The following is a 19,844-nucleotide window of genomic DNA, read 5'->3' as shown; positions in this document are numbered from 1 at the left end:
GCCCGACACCGCTCAGGCCTCGTAGTAGCCGTCGGCGCCGAGGCGGGCATCAGGGTCGAGCAACATGGCCTTTTCGACCTCGTGGTGGTCGTAGCCGCGGTGATCCTCGTGGAAGCGACGGTTGTCGATCGGCTCGTAGAGCGCGGCGCGCCCCATCATGCCTTCCTCGAGGCGGCGCTGGCCGGCGGCCAGACGCGCGTTCGCGCGTTCGCGCCATTCCTCCAAGGCCTTGTCCCCCGCGGCGTGCGCCACGGCGGCCTCGAAGGCGCCCGGGTTCACGATCGCGGCGAAACCGCTCACGTGGCCGAAGCCGAGCGAGGTGGCCAGGCCGGCCTTGACGCGGCCGACATGCAGCGGCTTGGTGAGCCACACCATGTGGTCGTCGCGCTCCAGCTTCGGATCCACGCAGTCGAGCGAGGCGTTCGCCGGGATCACGCCCGAGTTGAACAGCTGCGTCAGACCGTTGACCTGGAAGATGCAGGCGCCGCCCTTCGCGTGGCCGGTGAGGGTCTTCTGCGAGATCACGAACAGCGGGTTGCCGTCCGTGCGCCCGATCGCGTGAGCCAGCGTGTTGTGCAGCTCGGACTCGTTCGGGTCGTTCGCGTTGGTGGACGTGTCGTGCTTGGACACCACGGCGATGTCGTCCGGCGTGACGCCGAGGCGGGCCAGGTCGTGCACGAGCTTCGAGTCGCGTCCGCCGAGGCCCGCGGCGAGCGCGCCGAGGCCCGGAGCCGGGATCGAGGTGTGCGCGCCGTCGGCGAAGCTGTGGATGTACCCGACCACGCCGGCCACCGGCAGACCCAGCTTGAGCGCGATGTCGCCGCGCGTCAGCAGGATCGTGCCGCCGCCCTGCGATTCGAGGAAGCCGCCGCGGCGGCGATCGTTCGCACGCGAGAAGAAGCGCGCGTCGATGCCCTTGGCGTACATCTCCTCGGAGTTCGCGGTGGCGTTCATGTTGCCGAAGCCGATCACGGATTCCACGCCGATGTCGTCGATCGCGCCGGTGACCACGAAGTCGGCCTTGCCCAGGGCGATCTTGTCGGCGCCCTCTTCGAGGGACACCGCGGCGGTCGCGCAGGCGGAGACCGGCTGGATCATGTTGCCGTAGCCGCCGATGTAGGACTGCATCACATGCGCGGCGACCACGTTCGGCAGCGCCTCCTGCAGGATGTCGGTCGGGATCTCGTGGTTGAGGAAGCGGTCGAGGTAGAGCTTGCGCATCGACATCATGCCGCCGAAGCCCGTGCCCTGCGTGGAGGCCACCATCGACGGGTGGACCGACTGCAGGATCTCCACCGGGGTGAAGCCCGCCGACAGGTAGGCGTCCACGGTGGTGACGATGTTCCACAGCGCGATCTCGTCCACGTCGCCGACCATCGAGGCGGGAATGCCCCACTTGATCGGGTCGAAGCCCTTCGGGAACTGGCCGCCGACCGTGCGGGTCATCGCGGCGCGGCGCGGCACGCGGATCATCGATCCGGCATGGCGGGTCACGTTCCATTCGCCGGATTCGGCGTCCGGAGCGATGCTCGTGTGCGCCTCGTCCAGCTTGACGTACTCCTCGGCGATGTCCTTGGTCGGCACCGAGAAGGTCACGTCGTGGTCGAGGAAGACCTCGGCCTCCTCCTCGTCGGCGCCGTCCTTGTAGTCGTTGCCCATGCCCTCCTCGAAGGGGCGGATGCCGGAGCGGGCCACGACCTCGTCGTGGTAGCGCTCGGCGATGTCCTCTTCGGGCACGAGGTTGCCGTCGGTGTCGTACCAGCCCGGCTTCGGGCTGTCCTGCCATTCGACCAGACCCATGTTCCACGCGAGCTCGAGCACCGCGCCGGCGGACAGATCGACCGTGCCGTCGGAGTGGATGCCGAGTTCGGCCTCGGCGCGCGTGCGGCCGGAGCCCCACGGGCCGAGCTCGCCGATCGAGACGATGACGATCTCGTCCTCGGGGCGGGCGGTCACGCCCTGCCAGTCGGCCAGATCGACCGGTGCCTGGTGGGGCACGTGCGGGCTGGGCAATGCCTTGATCTGAGCGGTCGCGGTGCTGCTCCCCTCACCCGCTGCGCGAGAGCTCCCCTCAGCGAGGGGAACCGAGGAAGCGGCCGAAGACGCAGAAGCAGAATCGGAAGCGGCCTTCTCGGCGTCGGCCATCGCCTCCGCGCGCAGGGCGCGGATGTCGATCGGCTCGGAGCCGAGGCCGCCGGTCAGGTCCACGTCGAGCGGGGCCTTGGCGGCCTGCTCGCGGGCCTCGGCGGTGCACAGGCCAAGGAGACGCTCGGCGATCTGCTCGGTGGAGTAGGTCTTGATGCCGTGGCGCTCGACGACCTCGACCAGCGGGTCGTTGCCGCCCATCAGGCCGGTGCCGCGCACCCAGCCGATCTTCGGGTGGGCGAAGCTGACGCGGGAGGACCAGACCTTCTCGGCGCGGGCGCGGTTGACGATCGCGTCGAACGCGCTCTTGACCTCGCCGTACGCGCCGTCGCCGCCGAACACGCCGCGGTTCGGGGAACCGGGCAGCACGACATGCAGCTTGTGCTGCACGTCGGTGTCGGCGCCGATCGCGGACAGGCCGGCGATCGCGCGCTCGACGCCCCACAGCATCAGGCGCGCCTGCGATTCGAACAGCTCGCCCGAATCGGCCATCGTGCCATGCACGGGTGGGGCCGCGAACGGGAAGAACAGCGTCGGCTCGTATGCGGGCTTGAGGATCGTGGTGGTGGCGCCGGATGTCTTCTTCTGCACGTTGCCGACCCACTTGACCAGCGCGTCGACGTCGCGGAAGCTCGACAGGTTCGCGGGCACCAGCCACAGCTTGGCGCCGTTGACCGCGTGCTCGCGGTAGGTCTGCTTGGCCCACGCCTTGACGGAGGGGCGGAAGCTGTGCGAGGTGGCGATCACGGTCGCGCCGCCGGCCAGCAGGCCGTTGACGACCTGCGCGGCGATCGAGTTCGGGGCGACGCCGGTGACGACGGCGATATCGCCCGCGAAGCGGGATGCGTCGGCGGATTCGGCCGGCGATTCGAGCGCCTCGGTGGCGATGCGGTCGAAGACCGCGGCCAGATCGGCGTGCTCATCTGCCTCGGCCTTGGAAGCGAACCACTTCGCCTGGTCGGCGACGTCCTTGCCGGCGCCGATGAAGTGGTAGCCGGCACGGGCCAGATCGCCGTCGTAGAAGATGTGCGCGAGATCCTCGCGGGCGGAGGCCCAGCGGTCGTCGAACAGGATCGCCTTGTGCTCGTCGAAGCGGGGCTCGACCTGCTTGGGCCAGTCGGAGCCGAGCTCGGCGGCGACGGCGGCCACGACCGCGGCGTTCTCGTCCTCGCCGGGCTCGACGGCCGGAGCCGCCACGCCCAGCTCGCTGAGCACGAAGCGCGCGGTGGACGCGAGCACGCCGTTGGCGCCGGTCACCTTTTCGGCGAAGGCGTCGAGCGCGGCGGAGTCCACCACGGAACCGCCCGCGGCGCCGCCGGCGTTCGGCTTGGAGACGGCCACGCCCTTGGTCTGGCCGACCAGCGCGACCGCGTCGTCGATGAGCTTGTCGGCGGCGGCCGCGTTGGCGGCGGCGCCGGTCGGCAGCTTGGCCAGATCGCCGCCGCGCGAGCTGGCGCCCTCGCGGGTGTCGAGCAGCAGGGCGGCGGTCACGGCGGCGACCCAGCCCTCGCCGAGCTGCCACACGCCGGTCACGCGCTCGCGGATGTGCGCCGGCTTGACGCCGGCGGCGCCGAACAGCGCGCGCAGACGGTCGCGGATCGCATCGGAGAGCACCGGCCCGAACGGCTTGTAGTTCGGGGCAACCTTGTTGACCAGCTGGGCGAGCTGCACGAGCGTCGCCTCGGCGGCGCCGTCCACGCTGGCCACGCCGAGCTCGGAGCTGATGTCCATGAGCAGCTGGTTGCGGCGGGAGGACACGCCGTTGGTCAGCGTGTCGGTGGTGTCGTTCGCGCCGATCTGGTCGAGTCGGATCTTGGTGGAGTAGGCCATCAGCACGCCGATCGCGTCGGACGCCTTGAACGGCAGGTCGTCGACCGGGCCGGTCGCCGCGGAGCCGAGTTCGGCGACGGCCGAACCGACCTGCGCGGCCGACGGCGGCACGACGGCGGCGGCCGCGGCCGGAGCGGCAGGCGCGGCGGCGGCAGCGGCAGCGGGAGCAGCAGCCTGTGCGGGAGCGGCGGCGGGAGCCGGAGCCGCGGACTCGGCGGCTTCGACCGCGGGCTCGTCCTCGCTGACCAGCGAGTCCGAATCCGTCATGTACACGCGGCCCTCGTCGCGACCGACGTTGTAGACGGTGACGTTGCGGCCGGAGAACTCGGGCAGGCGCAGGGTCTTGGCGCCGAGGTTGGCGAGGGTCGGCGAATTGCCGAGGCCGACCTCCACATACTCCTCCACGCCGAGACCGCCGCGGTTGGCGGGGTTGAACAGCAGCGCCTGGGTCTCGATCCAGCGCACCGGGGACGCGAACTGCCAGGAGAGCAGTTCGGTCAGCAGCAGGCGGCCGAGCTTCTGGTCGTCGGCGGCGTAGGAATCCCACACGGCCGGGTCATCGAGCGCGGCCTTGATGCGCTCGGAGGGCACGACCTCGAGGATCTTCGCCGCGAACTCCTTGGTCATCTCGAACGGCGTGGCCACGAGGTTCGGCACGTAGCGGTCCACCAGGCGGCCGCGGTAGTCGATGTGCGCCGGCAGCAGCGCGTCGAGCTTGTCGCGGAACTCGGGCACGCCCTTGCGCAGCAGCGTGGAGTGGAACGGCACGTCGATGCCGGGCACGAGCATGAACGGCGGCTTGCCGCCATACTCCTTGGCGCGGCGGGACGCGTCGGCCTGCAGGTACTTCAGTCCCTTGATCGTGCCGGCGATCGCGTACTGCTGGCCGGCCAGGTTGTAGTTGACGATCTCGAGGAACTCGCCGCTCGCCTTGGCCACGGACTCGATGTACGCCTTCACGCCATCGTCGCCCACACCGAACTGGTTCGGACGCAGCGCGCCCATACGGTAGTTGGAACGGCCCTGCGCGTCGCGCTCGATGAGGTGGTGCATCGTGGAACCGCGGTGGAACACGAGCTCGAGCACGGTCTCCAGCGGGATCACGTCGGCGAAGGAGCTCAGCGCGTTGTACTCGCCGAGCGAGTGGCCGGCGAAGTAGGCGGGCCAGATGTCGCAGCCGGCCTCGCGCAGGCGCGCGGTCTGCGCGAACGCGACGGTGGCGAGCGCCACCTGCGTGAACTGCGTCAGGTTGAGCAGCCCGTCGGGGTGACGATAGGTGACGCCGTTGGCGGTCAGCTCCTTCGGGTTGTCGCGCACAACGGCGAGGATCGAGAATCCGAGCCGGGCGCGGGTCAGCTTGTCGGCGCGCTCCCACACGTCGCGGGCGGCGGGCGACTTGGCGCGCTCGTCGAGCACCATGCCCTGCTTCTGGATGCCCTGGCCCGGGTAGACGAAGGCGGACTTCGGCGCGAGGGCGATCGCGGTGCCGCGCGAGACGAGCTGGCCGTCGATGCGGCAGGTGACCTCGAGGATCATGCCACCGTGGCGCACCTTGCCGACGCGCTCGACGGAGATCTCGACCTTGTCATCGAGCTGCACCATGCCGTACATGTTGTAGGTCCAGCCTGCGATCTCGTAGTGCGCGCCCTTGCCGTCGGTCGCCTGGGCGACGTGCTGGGCGGTGGCGGACAGCCACATGCCGTGCACGAGCGGGGCGGCCAGTCCGGAGACGGCGGCGCCGCGGTGCGAGGTGTGGATCGGGTTGAAGTCGCCCGAGGTGCGCGCGAACGCGGTCATCTCGTGCGGGGCCTTGACCGTGACGCGGCGCAGCAGACGGCGCGGCGTCGTGGTGGTCAGGCTCTCGCCGGCGGCGTCGGCGTTCTCGCCGGTCTCGGCGGCCGAGGCTGCGGCCCTGAGCTCGTCCTTGTGGAAGTGCAGGTAGTCGCCGTAGTCGGGGGCGTCGGCCGGCAGCGCGTCGGAGTAGGAGCGGCCGCGGATCGCGAAGCGCTCGGTCTCGCGGGCCAGCACGGTGCCGTCCGCGGCGGCGTGCTCCACGTGGATGGTCACCACGCGGCCGGACGCGGACTCGAAGTAGTCCTCGGCCCACGAGGTGAGGCTGATCGTCTCGCCGACGTGACCCAGCAGCTCGTCCTCGCTCACCTCCAGCTCGATCAGATGGTCGAGGTGCACCGCGTTGAGCAGGCCTTCGATCACCGGGAAGCCGTTGACGTACACGGAGCCGAGCGCCGCGTAGATCGCCGGCCAGGCGGGGCCGACCAGCGCGTCGGGGGCGATGCGCGAGGCGGTCAGGTCGCCGGGCAGCGGGCCCGCGGTGGCGGCCTCGTGGTCGAAGCCGAGGTTGGCGGACAGCGTGTAGCTGGCGGCCGCGCGGCCGAACGGGTAGGCGGCCTTGTCGCCTGCCTCCTCGATGACCGGCATGGCGGTGAGCTTGTCGCCGGTGATGGCGGTGTTGCCGATGCCGGCGGTGTCGGCGAGCATCGCGTAGACGTGCTGCGGCAGGCGCTCGCGGTCGATCACCGGGAACAGGCCGGACTCCTTGCCGTTGACGTTGAGCGGGATCACGATGTCGCGCACGGCGTGCTTGGAGCTGCCGCCGTCCGGATCGCCGTCCCAGAAGGTGTCGAGGTGGATGTCGAGGTCGAACAGCTCGGTGTCGCCGCGCTCGCCGACCTTGCGGATCTCGTAGTTCTTGTCGCCGGTCTCGGTGCCGAAGGCCGGGTTGGTGGTCAGATGGCCGACCCACGAGATGTTCGGGCTCTTGCGGATGAACTCCTCGGCGGTGTCGACGCCGTCCAGCGCGCTGAACGCGGGCTTGGCCTCGGCGGAGGCCAGACCGCTCACGCGCTCGACCGCGGCGGACTCGAAGCGGCCGAGGATGTCGGCGATCGGCTCGTCGACGGTGGTGATGCCGGCCACGGAGATCGGGCCGGGGATGATGCGCACGGAATCGGCGGAGTAGCGCGGGTCCTCGGACTGCCACAGCTGGTCCTGGCCCCACCAGCGCAGCAGATCGTTGTCGATGACCGGCACGAACGGCATGGGCTTGGGGTACTCGCGTACCAGCGTCGGGAACCAGGCCACGTCGGCCGGGGTCACGTTGAGCGTGGCGACCTGCGGGTAGGCGGCCTCCAGCTTGGCGATCGCGGCGGCCGGGTCGGACTCGACGTCGGCGCGGGAGGCGAACAGCGAGGTGAACTCGCCGGACTCCTGATCGACTACGCGGGCCTCGATGCGCTGCAGCAGGTGCAGGAAGCGGTCGGCGTAGGTGCCGTCGACCCACGGGAAGGCCAGCTCGGCGAAGCGCTTGGCCCACGCCAGGTAGGTCATGGTCTCGAGGTCGCCGAAGTACGGCTTCGCGGTCTTGTCGAGCGCGGCGATGATCTCGTCGCGGCGGGACTCCAGCTCCTCGGGGTGCTTCATGACGCGCACGAGCAGGCGGCCGCACTGCGCGGACGAGTTCTCCAGCTCGTAGATGTCGGCGTGCAGATGGCTCAGGCCGGAGGTGACGCCGCCGACGGCCTTGCCGGACGGCACCCAGCGCTCGCCGAGCGGCGCGAACGGATCGCCGTCCTCAGCGTCGCGGGCGATGCCCGGCGTGGCGACGAGCATCTTCTTGACCTCGGGGCTGGTGTGCGCCTCCTTGGCGGTCATCGCGGCGGTGCCGACGAGCACGCCGTCGACCGGCATGTCCGGCAGGCCGTAGGCGTTCGACCACTGGCCGGAGATGTAGTCGGCCGCGCGCTCGGGCGTGCCGATGCCGCCGCCGGCGACGAGCACGAGGTTGTCGCACGCGCGCACGTCGGCGTAGGTGCTGATGAGCAGGTCGTCGAGCGACTCCCACGAGTGGTGGCCGCCGGCGGAGCCGCCTTCGACCTCGATGAGGATCTTCACCGGGGCGACGCCCTTGGCGATGCGCACGACCTGGCGGATCTGGTCGACGGTGCCTGGCTTGAACGCCACGTACGGGATGCCGTCGGCGTTGAGCTGCGCGATCAAGGCCTTGGCCTCGTCGAATTCGGGGATGCCGGCGGAGACGACCACGCCGTCGATCGGCGTGCCGGACGCGCGCTTCTTCGGCACGATGCGCGAGGAGCCGAACTGCAGGTTCCACAGGTAGCGGTCCATGAACATCGCGTTGAACTCGACCGTGCGGCCTTCCTCGAGCTCCTCCTCGAGCCTGGCGACGTGGCGGTCGAACACCTCGGCGGTCACCTGGCCGCCGCCGGCGAGCTCGGCCCAGTAGCCGGCGTTCGCCGCCGCGGCGACGATCTCGGGCTCCACGGTGGTCGGGGTCATGCCGGCGAGCAGCACCGGCGCCTTGCCGGTCAGCTCGCTGAACTTGGTGCGGATCTTGCGGCCGGCGGGCGTCGCGACGATGCTCGGCGCGAAGTCCTTCCAGTTCTGGGTGCGGTCCGGGTCGGATTCGCGGGTGGAGAGCGCGGCGCGCGCGGCGGTGCTGTCCGCCTCGACCACGCCGGCGCCGGTGCCCTGCACGAGCGCGGAGATCAGCTTGCCGGCGGTCATGCCGGGGCCCAGATCCACGATCCACAGCTGGGACGGGTCGGACTGCTCGACCACGGCGTTCACGCGCGCGGCCCAGTCCACATGGTTGACGAGCACCTCGTCGGCGAGCGTGCGGGCGCGCTCGGCGTCCAGGCCGCTGGCCTTGGCCCATGCGACGGCGGTCTCGACCGCGTCGGCCATGAGCGGGGAATGGAAGGGCAGGGTCACGTCGAGGTACTCGAGCACGGGGGCGAACACGGAGCCGCCGCGCACCTTCTCCTCGCGCAGCTTGGCCTGGTGCTTGCTCTCCTTGGCGGTCTCCACCGCGAACGCGGCCAGGTCCTCCGGGTAGCCGGACAGCACGTAGTGGCTCGGCGCGTTGGTGACGGCGATGGAGATCGGGCCGCGCGTGCCGGACACCCGGCCGATCAGCGTCTCGACCTGGGCGCGCGTGGCGCCCTTGACCGACAGCATCGGCGTGGCCTCGCCGTACTTGGCGTTGAGCGCCAGCATGCGGGTCTGGCGGGTGCCGGCGATGCCGATGAGCTTGGCGATCGCCAGTATCGAGTCGATGGCCGGCTTGGCCGCCTCAAACGAGCCGGCCTCGGCGATGGCCCGCACCATGTGCACGGCGATGATGCCCTGCGAATGGCCGATCACGGCCACCGGCTGCGCGTGGGCGACGTCATAGCCGAGGTTCGCGGCGTCCAGGAGCGCGCCGAGCTGGGTCAGCGCAATGCCCTCGACGCTGGCGACCGCGTCGGCCGCCGCGCCCAGCGTGGCCGGGTTCGGCGTGAAGCCGAACAGGTCGACCGGGTGGCCGGTGGTGGCCAGCAGGTCGGCGGCGACCGGGGTCAGCAGGCGGTCGGCACGGGCCGCGGCCGCGCGCAGCTCCTCATCGAGGCTCGGGTCGGTCGCCAGATCGGCGAGCGCCGTCGTCCACGGCGTGGATTGGCCGGCGAAGACGAGCGCATGGGGCTCACCGGACAGTCGGTTGAGAAAAAAAGTGGATGCTGTCATGTGTGTTCCTTATTTCCTTACTTCACTTCTGAACGTATCTGACATCTGGGGATCACAGCGGCTGGTTGCCGTGGTGCTTGTCGGTGCGGCGCACGCGGCGCTTGCCGGCCAGGGTGCGCAGCGATTCGGCGATCGCCTCGCGCGTCTGCTCGGGGTCGATCATCGCGTCGATCTGCCCGGTTTCGAGCGACAGGTTCGCGTTGACGGTGCTGGCCTGGTAGTCGGCCACGAGCCTGGCGCGCAGTTCGTCGACGTCGCGCCCGGTCTCCTTGGCCTTCTGCAGGTCCTTGCGGTGGATGATGTTGACCGCGCCGGTGGCGCCGAGCACCGCGATCTGCGAGCTGGGCCACGCGAAGTTCATGTCCGCGCCGATGGCCTTGGAGCCCATCACGATGTACGCGCCGCCGAAGGCCTTGCGCAGCACGACCGTGATCATCGGCACCTGCGCGTTCGCGTAGGCGTAGATCACCTTGGCGCCGCGGCGGATGATGCCGGCGTGCTCCTGCTCGGCGCCCGGCTTGTACCCCGGGGTGTCCACGAGCGTGATGACCGGCAGGTTGAACGCGTCGCACAGGCGCACGAAGCGGGCGATCTTCTCGGAGGCGTCGACGTCGAGGATGCCGGCGAGCACGTTCGGCTGGTTCGCGACGATGCCGACCGGGTGCCCCTCGATGCAGGCGAAGCCGACGACCGCGGACGCGGCGAACAGCTCGTGCACCTGCACGAACTCGCCATAGTCGGTGATGCAGCGGATCACGTCGAGCACGTCGTACGGCTGGCGGTCGTTGTCGGGCACGATGGTGGCCAGGCGCTTGGCGGTCTCACGCTCGGCGCGCGTGACGGCGTACGCGTAGGTCGGCGGCTCGTCGTCGCTGCTGGACGGCAGGTAGGCGAGCACGGTGCGCGCGTAGTCGATCGCGTCGGCCTCGTCCTCGCCGAGATAGTGGGCCACGCCGGAGCGGGTGCTGTGCACCTTGCCGCCGCCCAGATCGTTCATGCTGATGGTCTCGCCGGTGGCCGTCTTGACCACGTCGGGGCCGGTGACGAACATGCTGGAGTTCTCGCGGGTCATCACGATCAGGTCGGTCAGGGCCGGGCAGTAGACGGCGCCGCCGGCGCAGGGGCCGAGGATCAGCGAGATCTGCGGCACGAAGCCGCTGGCCTCGCAGGTCCTGCGGAAGATGTGGCCGTACTGGGTAAGCGCGGCGACGCCCTCCTGGATGCGCGCGCCGCCCGAGTCCACGATCGCGACGATCGGGACCTTGAGGTTGATCGCCATGTCCATGAGATGGCAGATCTTCTCGCCCTCCTCGCGGCCGAGCGAGCCGCCGCGCACGGAGAAGTCCTGCGCGTAGACCGCGACCTTGCGCCCGTACACCAGGCCGAACCCGGTGATGACGGCCGCGCCGGCCTTGCCGCCGTTGATGTTGCCGCCGCGGAAGCGGCCGATCTCCTCGAAGGAGCCGGTGTCGAGCAGCAGGTCGAGGCGCTCGCGCGCGGTGTTCTTGCCCTTGGCGTGCTGGCGGTTGCGCGCGTTGTCCTCGGCGTCGCGCGCCAGCTGGGCGGCGCGCACGACCGCGGTGCGGATCGGCTGGTGGCCGTCGCCGCCGGCGGCCCCGGCCGCGCCGGCCGGCTGACCGGCGTCGATCGCCTTGCGGACGGCCGCGGTTTCCACGATGTCGGTCATTGCTTGCCTCCCGCGTTCTTGGCGGAGGACTTGTCCGCGCCCTTGGATTCGTCCTTGTCGCCCTTGGCGCCCGCCCCCGTCACGTCGAGCGTGACGAGCGTCTCGCCGGCCTCGACGCCGGCGGCCGGGCTGACGAAGATCTTGGTGACGGTGCCGTTGACCGGCGAGTACACGTAGTTCTCCATCTTCATCGACTCGAGCACGACGAGCAGATCGCCCTTGGCGACCTGCTGTCCCTCGGCCACGTTGATGCGGGTCACGACGGCCTGCATCGGCGAGTTGATCACGCCGGACTTGCCGTCGTTGGTCTTGGCCCTGGTCTCGACGTTGTGCAGTCCCTGGCCGCGCAACGGCTGCGTCGGCCGCTTGGAGCCGCGTGCCCTGGCCGAGCCGGTGAGGTTCTCGACGATGTCGAGCGGCACGGTGAGCTTGACGCGGCGGTTGTCGACCTCGATGACGAAGGTCTCGCTCGGCGTCGGCTTCTTCTGCTGCGCGGCGTCCGGAGCGCCCGGCGTTCCCGTGGCGCCCGACAGCGACGCGGGCTGGCCGGTGCGCGTGGCGTCCGGCGTGCGGTTGAGGTACTTGCGCTCGAGCCACTTGGTGCTGATGTCGAACTCGTGCCCGTGCTCGGCGGTGAATTCGTCGTCGTTGAACACTTCGGCGAACAGGCTTGCCGGGGTCGGCACGCCTTCGACCTTCAGCTCGCCGAGCGCGCGGCGCACGCGGGCGACGGCGCTGGCGCGGTCCTGCGCGGTGACGACGAGCTTGCCCATCAGCGAATCGAACTTCGGCGAGATCGTGTCGCCGGCCACCACGCCGGAATCGACGCGGATGCCCGGGCCCGAGGGCCAGCGCAGCGCGGTGAGCGTGCCGGAGCTCGGGGTCAGGTTCGTGGCCGGGTCCTCGCAGGTGATGCGCAGCTCGAAGCTGTGCCCGCGGGCCTCGCCCGGCTTGGTCAGCTCGCCGCCGTCCGCGATGGTGAGCTGTTCGCGCACCAGGTCGAGGCCGCAGACCTCCTCGCTGACCGTGTGCTCGACCTGCAGGCGCGGGTTGACCTCGAGGAAGTACACCTTGCCGCTGGAGGTGAGCATGAACTCGCAGGTGCCGAGGCCCACGTAGTCGACGGCCTCGAAGAGGTTGCGCGAGTAGCGCTCGAGCTGGTTCTTCACGTCGTCGTCCAGATACGGGGCCGGAGCCTCCTCGATGAGCTTCTGGTTGCGGCGCTGCACGCTGCAGTCACGGGTCGAGTAGACGACGAAGTTGCCGTGGGAGTCGCGCCCGCACTGGGTTTCGACGTGACGGCCCTTGTCGATGAACCGCTCGACGAAGTACTCGCCGAGGTCGCCGCCCTGCAACGCGTCGTGGTTGAGGTAGAAGCTGCGCAGCTCGTCGTCGGTGCGCACGATGGTGATGCCGCGGCCGCCGCCGCCGTCGGTGCGCTTCATCATGATCGGGTAGCCGTGCGTGTGCGCGAAGTCGTACAGCGCGCGGATGTCGCCGGCGGACTCGTTGAGGCCCGGAACCGGCGGCACCTTGGCGCGCGTGGCCACGCGGCGGGCGGTGATCTTGTCGCCCAGATCGACCAGCGCCTCGGGCTTGGGGCCGACCCAGATGGCCCCGGCCGCGATGACCTTGGCGGCGAAGGATTCGACCTCGGACAGGAAGCCGTAGCCGGGGTGCACCGCATCCGCACCGGAGCGGTGGAGGATGTCGATCAGCAGATCCTCGTTGAGGTACGTGTCCTTGTACGTGTCGCCCGACAGCAGGTACGCCTCGTCGGTCAATTCCACGTACTGGGCGTCACGATCCTGTTCGGCGTACACGGCCACCGTTGCGATGCCCATTTCGTGCGCGGTGCGCACCACGCGCAGGGCGATCTCCCCTCGGTTCGCAATCAGCAGTTTATTGACAGTTTTACCCATGCTGTCAAAGCTATCCCTATTCGCGCGCGCATGGGCAGGGCGGAATCCACAAAAAATCCATGGGGACTTTGTGATCTCACACAAAGGTGGGTCATGGCGATCGGACATACGATAGTGCCTCGAAAGTTGACGATTATTGATTTTTCGTCAATTCACTTTGTGTTGTCCGAGCGAAGCGTCAGGGGGATCGACGCTCGAGTTCGCCCCCTCAAGGCCCGCACGGCCCGGGAATACCGCCCAAGCCATCGCGCGCCGGATGCCACCACCGGAGAACACGCCAAACGGAAAAGAGCATGCCATGAATAGCGCACCTCGTACCATTGCCACCACCGCCGAAGACGCGTCAACGCGCCGCCGCGCGCTGCTGCGCGCCTCGATCAAGCCGGTGGTGTTCACCGTGCTGCTCGCCCTGGCTTCCATGGCCGGTGCGATCCCGATTCCCGGCACCCCCGTGCCCATCACGCTGCAGACCCTGGTGGTGATGGTCGCCGCCCTGACGATGAGCTGGCGCCAGGTCGCCTGCTCCGTGCTGCTGTACCTGGCCGCCGGCGCGGTAGGCCTGCCGGTGTTCGCCGGCGGCGCCTCGACCGCCGCCCTGTTCGGCCCGAGCGCCGGATTCCTGATCGGCTTCCTGCCGGGCGCCATTGTCACCGCACTGCTCAAGGGCAAGGCCAAGCAGCGCCTGGACGCCTCCGTCGCGGCGCACGCCTCCGAGACCTCCCTCGCGGCGGCGAACGCCGAGGCCGCGGATAACAACCGCTCCGGGCTGGTGCGTTACGCGCTGACCGCCCTGCGCTACTTCGCCGCGTCGATCGTCGGCTGCGTGGTCGTGGTCTACGCGTTCGGCTTCGCGGTCCAGTCCGCGCTCACCGGCGTGCCGCTGGCCACCGTCGCGCTGGTCTCCATGGGCTTCGTCGCCGGCGATCTGGTTAAGGCCGTGATCGCATCCCTGACCATCGCCGCCGCGGCCGTCCGCCGCTGAGCGGTTTCGCGCGGTACATATAGATCGCGTTACATATAGATATAGACACGGGCCGTGTGCCCCGGCCATAGCTCCGGGGCGCACGGCCCGTGCCGTCATATCCGCTGGCATCCCGCGATTGATTTGTCTGCTGTGTCTGGCTCCCCTCAGCGAGGGGAGCCAGACACAGCAGACGCGCTCAATGGTTGAGCACGTCGACGTCGGCGGTGCGGACCGTGCGGGTCGCGCCCGCATCGTCGCGCACGGTGAGCGAGGCGTCGTCGTTCAGGGCCAGCGCGGTGGCCTCCAGCGTGGTGCCGTCCGTGTAATGGATGGACACCCGGTGCCCCAGCGTCCAGCACAGGCTTCTGGTCTCACCGGCGAGGCGCGGGGCCTCGGCATGGGGGTCGCGGATCAGGGCGTCCAGCCGCAAGCGCAGGGACGCGACCAGCCGGGCGGCGATCCGGTCGCGCAGCGCTGCGGTGTCGACGGCCTGCCCTTCCCCGGACCGCCCAAGCGCGAAGTGCAGCTGCAGCGAGGTCGACTGCGGCGTCGGCAGGCGGTCGGCCGGCACGGCGAGGTTGATGCCGATGCCGAAGATCACCGCGACCCGGTCCAGCTCGCCCGGCAGCATGACCATCTCGGCGAGGATGCCGCCGAGTTTGAGGCCGCCGCAGAACAGGTCGTTCGGCCATTTGAGCTTGAGCCCGCCCCCGCCGGTCTCGCCGGCCGCCTCGCGCAGCGCATCCAGCGCGGACAGGCCGGCGATCATCTGCAGCCAGCCGTTGACCGTGTCGTCGGTCGCCAGGGCGCGCGGCACGCACGCCACGAACGAGACCGTGAAGGACTCCCCCGCGGCGCTCGTCCAGACATGGTCAAGCCGGCCGCGCCCGGCGGTCTGCCGGTCGGTGGCCACCACGGCCACCGCCGACGGCGAGGCGAACGGCCACCGCCCCTCGCCTTCGCGCTCGATCAGCTCGCGCGCGTACGTGTTCGTCGATCCGACTTCCGGCAACAGCACCACCGCATCGGCCTTGGCCGCCGTGCGGGGCATCGCGGACAATGCCGCGTCATCAGTGATAATCCCCATGCAGCTCACCTTAGTACATCCGGCGCGTTCGGGCGCGCACAGTAGAATATCCTCCATGACCAACGCCCCCCTCCCCTCCATAGCGCCTGCAACCGACCCGACGCGCCGTGAATCGCGCCGCGGATTCCTCGCTCGTGCCCGCGCGGTGGCCCGATGGACGCCGGTCACGCTCGCCTGCCTGTGGGTGGCGCTGTGCGTGGCGGTCGGCCCGCTGTACTGGGAGGACATGTCGATCGCCGACTGGTCGTGGGCGAACAGCCTGTTCTTTGCGATCACCCTGCTCGCCACCGGGTGCATCGTCGCGCTGCTGGCGCGCTTCGGCGGCGGCCGGAGGGCGCTGCCCGCGTTCCTGCACCGCCCCGACGCGCTGCGCTCATGGATGCGGCGGACCTCGCGGACGCCCTTCGCCCGCGGGGCGAAACGCGCGTTCGCCGCGCTCGGCCGCGGGATGGTCCGCGCCACCGACCGCTGGTGGAAGCTGATGCTGATCCTGATCATCGGCTGGCTCTGGGTGCCGACCACGCTGCTGAGCGCGTTCGGCGCGGACGTGCGCTCCCAGGCGCGCGAATTCAGCTGGGCATGGAACCAGTGGACCGGAATGAAGCAGCCGTACATCGGCTTCTTCTCGTTCGTGCCGATGGACATCTACCCGACGGCGCACTACATGTGGCCGGACAATCCGACCTACCTGACCGACCAGCACAACATCGTGCTCACCGTGCTCTACGGCGGCGGCGCGGCGGTCTCCCGGTACCTCACCGGCTCGAACGACTGGGGATTCGTGGTCCTCTCCGCGCTGCAGTGGCTGTTCGCCGCGTTCTGCTGCGCGTCGGCGGCGCACCGGTTCCTCAACCTGCCATGGCTCAGGCCACGCTACGCCGGCGCCGCCGACTACACCAGGCCAGAACGGCCGCTCTACCAGCGACCTGTCGATTTCGCACACCCGGAACGCGGCATGACGCGCACGCTGACGCCGCTGCAGCTGCCGCCGCTGCCCTACCCGAACCGCGCGGCCGGCGGCCTGGCTCGGTTCCTGACGCTGCTGTTCTTCCTGACCTGCCCGCTGGCGGTGTTCGCGACGATCTCGCTGACCAAGTCGCCGCTGTTCGCGTTCGCGTTCGTCTGGTGGTTCGGAGTGTGGTACGAGCTGCACATGACGTGGAAGCGCGGCGGCCCATCTATACTCGACCGCATCGTCAGACTGCCCAAGCGCAGCCTGATCGCGTTCGCCCTGTCCAGCTGCGTGATGCTGATCTCCGCGAAATATGCGTGGTACATCATCGCGGCGCAGATCGTGCTGGCGCTGATCGCCGACCGCAAGCGGTGGAACGTGTACGTGATCGCGCTGCTGCTGCCGGTGATCGTCATCCACGGCGGCATCACGGCGCTGGCCTCCACCGGGGCGATCATCAACGGCGACCCGATCGAAAGCCGCGGCGTGCAGCTGCAGATGATCGCACGCGTCGCCAAATTCGACCCGGAGACCATACCGGAGAGCGCCCGCAAGAAGCTCGAGCCGATCTTCAATCTCGACCAGATGGCGGAGGCGTACTACCGCCAGGACGCCGACCCGGTGAAGTCTTCGGGCATCCAGTCGAAGAAGGTCAGCTACAAGTGGCGCACGGTGACCGAGTCGGACATGCAGGAGTTCAACGCCGCATGGCTGCAGATCGTCAAGGCGAACCCCGTGGTCGCCCTCGACGCGCTGCTGGCGGAATGCTTCGGCTATTTCGACCCGGTCGACCTGCCGTACGTGTCGATGGACTACTACGTGACCAGCGACTACGTGCAGATCTCCAGCACCTGGCTCAAGTACTACAACCACGACTGGCGGGAGCAGGTGGCCGGCTTCGCGCGCGCCTGGGGGTCGATCCCCCTGCTGGGATGGCTAACGCACGGGAACCTCTACGTGACGTTGACCCTGCTGATCGGCGGCGTGGAGCTGGCCCTGCGCCGCTGGCGCACGCTGCTCACGCATTTTCCGCTGCTGCTGCTCATGGGCGTGATGGCCACCGCGCCGGCGAACAATTTCGAGCGTCACATGCTGCCGGTCGCCTTCGTGTTCGGGTTCGTCTGCCTCACCTTCTGGCGCGAATCCAAGGCCGCCAAGGCGCCGGGCCGCAGCCTGCCCGCCGCCGGTACCGGCTCGGACGGCACTGCCGCTGGGAGCGCCGAGGGACTAGACTAGGCAGCTATGACGGCACAGAACGCGAATTCCACGGATTTTCTCGAGCTCATGGATGTCGGCGACGCGCGTGACGCGACCGACGAACGGCTGGAAGCCATCGCATTCGAGTGCCTGTCCAGCGGCCTGACCGATGCCCGGGTGGCCTCGGTGCTCAATATCCTCGGATTCTCGGGCGATTTCCCCTGTTTCGCCATCGCCGGCCGCACGGCCACGACCGCCGCCGGAGCGCGGCATCAGATCAGCAAGGCCGTGCGCGATCTGGGCGGCGGCGCCTGCATCACCGGCGCCCACGGCGACATCGTCGCGGCCGTGATCCTGCCGGAGGCCGCGGTCACCCGGGAGGTCACCGGCACGGCCGTCGCCCCGGCGTTCAGCACCGAAGCGAGCCCCGTCTGCCTCGGCTCCCTGCGCCACGGCGCGGACGGCGCCTCGAGAAGCCTGCGCGGCGCGCTGCATACCCTGACGGCCGCCTCGGCGCTCACCGACATCCCGCACACGCTGCGCGCCGAGGACATGCTGCCCGAGCGCGCGCTGCTCGGCGACGACGACGCGCGCCGCGAACTGGTCGACGCGGTGTACGGCAGCCTGGTGGAATCCGGGCCCGACGACCCGACCCTCGAGACCGTCTCCACCTTCCTGTTCTCGGGCGGCTCGCTCGAGGCCACGGCGAAGTCGCTCAACGTGCACCCGAACACGGTCCGCTACCGCCTGAAGCGGGCCGCCGACACCACCGGCTGGGACGCCACCGACCCGCGCGAGGCCTACGTGCTGCGCACCGCCATATCGCTCGGCCGCATGGGCCTGTAAGGCGACGGCCCCAATCCGCTCCCCTCAGAAGGGGGAGTTGGCTGCAGAGAGATCGTCCTTGGCTCCCCTCTCCGAGGGGAGCTGGCCGCGAAGCGGTCTGAGGGGAGCACTTCCGCAAGGCCGCATCAGGTTTTCTCCCCTCAGTCGGCTCCGCCGACAGCTCCCCTCAGAGAGGGGAGCCAGAATTCAGCAACGAGCCTAACGTGGGGGCGCCGAAAGCATGGCGGCGCATATGACGAGAGGCCCGCGCTCACCCATGGGTGAGCGCGGGCCTCTCGTTGAAGATCGATCGCGGTCGAGCCATATCCTGGATGGCCCGGCCGCGACAGGATCAGGCGAACGCGGCCGGATCGACCGGGACGCCGGGGTTCATCGTGGAGGTGATGGTCGCCTTGGTGACGTAGCGGCCCTTCACGGTGGACGGCTTGAGACGCTTGACTTCGTCGGCCACGGCCTTGAAGTTCTCTTCCAGAGCGGTCTCGTCGAAGGACAGCTTGCCGATCAGGAAGGACAGGTTGCCGTTCTTGTCGACGCGGAAGTCGACCTTGCCGCCCTTGATGTCCTTGATGGCCTTGGTCACGTCCATGGTGACGGTGCCGGTCTTCGGGTTCGGCATGAGGCCACGCGGGCCGAGCACGCGGCCCAGACGGCCGACCTTGCCCATCATGTCCGGAGTGGCGACCACGGCGTCGAAGTCGAGGAAGCCGCCCTGGACCTTGGCGATCAGGTCGTCGTCACCGACGATGTCGGCACCGGCCTCGGTGGCCTCGGTGGCCTTCGGGCCACGGGCGAACACGAGAACCTTGGCGGTCTTGCCGGTGCCGTGAGGCAGCAGGACGGAGCCGCGGACCAGCTGGTCGGCCTTGCGCGGATCCACGTTCAGGCGCAGCACCGCTTCCACGGTCTGGTCGAACTTGTACTCCGGCATGCTCTTGACGAGAGCGATGGCCTCGTTGGCAGTGTAGAGGTTGTTGCGATCGACCTTCTCGGCCGCTTCGCGATACTTCTTGGAACGCTGTACCATTTGTCCTTCTCCTCTCAGTCGGTAACCGTGATGCCCATCGAACGGGCGGTGCCCTCGATGATCTTCATGCCGGCTTCAACGTCACGAGCGGACAGGTCGGGCATCTTGATCTCGGCGATCTCGCGGACCTGGGCCTTGGTGACGGAACCGACCTTGTGGGTCAGCGGGTTCTCGGTGCCCTTCTGGATGCCGGCCGCCTTGAGCAGCAGAGCAGCCGCCGGCGGGGTCTTCAGGACGAAGGTGAAGGAACGATCTTCGTAGACGGTGATCTCGACGGGGACGACCTGGCCCATCTTGTCCTGCGTGGCCGCGTTGTAGGCCTTGCAGAAGTCCATGATGTTCACGCCGTGCGAACCCAGAGCCGGGCCCAGCGGCGGGGCCGGGTTGGCCTTGCCAGCCTGGATCTGGAGCTTGATCAGCGCCGAGACTTTCTTCTTGGGAGCCATTGTATGGTTCTTCTTTCTGTGAAGCGGTGATGACGGCGACGCGCACGGCGGCTGCCGCGCGGACTCCTCCCGCAACCTGTATTGCTGTGCTGTGCTAGCGGGCCCGCCGGCGTGACGAGCACGCGTTCGACCCTCCAGACACAAGCTTTCCTATTATGCCGGCCAATGCGGACAAGATCGCGCTCCGCTCCCGCCCGGCC

At 69.3% G+C, this 19,844-nt stretch carries 9 protein-coding genes; 3 read left to right on the top strand and 6 right to left on the bottom strand.

The annotated features are described in order from the left end of the window. Positions 1–12: 12 nt before the first annotated feature. Genes BBSC_RS01825 through BBSC_RS01815 form a run of 3 tightly spaced genes read right to left on the bottom strand, consistent with a single transcriptional unit; the run spans position 13 to position 13,128 of the window. Positions 13–9,519, bottom strand: coding sequence for a type I polyketide synthase (locus BBSC_RS01825; RefSeq protein ID WP_034535540.1), 9,507 nt, complete (start codon positions 9,517–9,519; stop codon positions 13–15). Positions 9,520–9,571: 52 nt separating this feature from the next. Beyond that, on the bottom strand, positions 9,572–11,206 hold the full coding sequence (locus tag BBSC_RS01820) for an acyl-CoA carboxylase subunit beta (RefSeq protein ID WP_033519491.1): 1,635 nt from the start codon (positions 11,204–11,206) through the stop codon (positions 9,572–9,574). After that, a complete protein-coding gene (locus BBSC_RS01815; protein ID WP_046726113.1) occupies positions 11,203–13,128 on the bottom strand; it encodes an ATP-binding protein in 1,926 nt (641 codons plus the stop codon). The genes BBSC_RS01820 and BBSC_RS01815 overlap by 4 nt, the downstream gene beginning before the upstream one ends. A 298-nt stretch (positions 13,129–13,426) precedes the next feature. Between BBSC_RS01815 and BBSC_RS01810 the strand changes: the two genes are divergently transcribed. After that, positions 13,427–14,110: a biotin transporter BioY gene (locus BBSC_RS01810; protein WP_033519490.1), complete on the top strand. Its 684-nt coding sequence runs from the start codon at positions 13,427–13,429 to the stop codon at positions 14,108–14,110. A 178-nt stretch (positions 14,111–14,288) separates the two neighbouring features. Here BBSC_RS01810 and BBSC_RS01805 read toward each other — a convergent pair whose 3' ends face one another. Continuing rightward, on the bottom strand, positions 14,289–15,179 hold the full coding sequence (locus BBSC_RS01805) for a biotin--[acetyl-CoA-carboxylase] ligase (RefSeq protein WP_033519489.1): 891 nt from the start codon (positions 15,177–15,179) through the stop codon (positions 14,289–14,291). 55 nt (positions 15,180–15,234) lie between these two features. Between BBSC_RS01805 and BBSC_RS14145 the strand changes: the two genes are divergently transcribed. Next, positions 15,235–17,367: a DUF6020 family protein gene (locus tag BBSC_RS14145; RefSeq protein WP_231649075.1), complete on the top strand. Its 2,133-nt coding sequence runs from the start codon at positions 15,235–15,237 to the stop codon at positions 17,365–17,367. A 6-nt stretch (positions 17,368–17,373) separates the two neighbouring features. Beyond that, a complete protein-coding gene (locus BBSC_RS01795) occupies positions 17,374–18,174 on the top strand; it encodes a PucR family transcriptional regulator (protein ID WP_033519488.1) in 801 nt (266 codons plus the stop codon). Positions 18,175–18,505: 331 nt separating this feature from the next. Here the strand turns inward: BBSC_RS01795 and rplA are convergent, their stop codons facing one another. Then, positions 18,506–19,198, bottom strand: a complete 693-nt coding sequence (gene rplA, locus BBSC_RS01790) for a 50S ribosomal protein L1 (RefSeq protein WP_033519487.1) — start codon at positions 19,196–19,198, stop codon at positions 18,506–18,508. A gap of 14 nt (positions 19,199–19,212) precedes the next feature. Continuing rightward, complete coding sequence (rplK, locus tag BBSC_RS01785; RefSeq protein WP_033519486.1) at positions 19,213–19,644, bottom strand: 50S ribosomal protein L11; 432 nt, start codon at positions 19,642–19,644, stop codon at positions 19,213–19,215. Positions 19,645–19,844: the final 200 nt, after the last annotated feature.

It is taken from the genome of Bifidobacterium scardovii JCM 12489 = DSM 13734 (genome assembly GCF_001042635.1).
Classification (GTDB): domain Bacteria; phylum Actinomycetota; class Actinomycetes; order Actinomycetales; family Bifidobacteriaceae; genus Bifidobacterium; species Bifidobacterium scardovii.
This window is presented reverse-complemented; position numbering and strand designations above follow the sequence as displayed.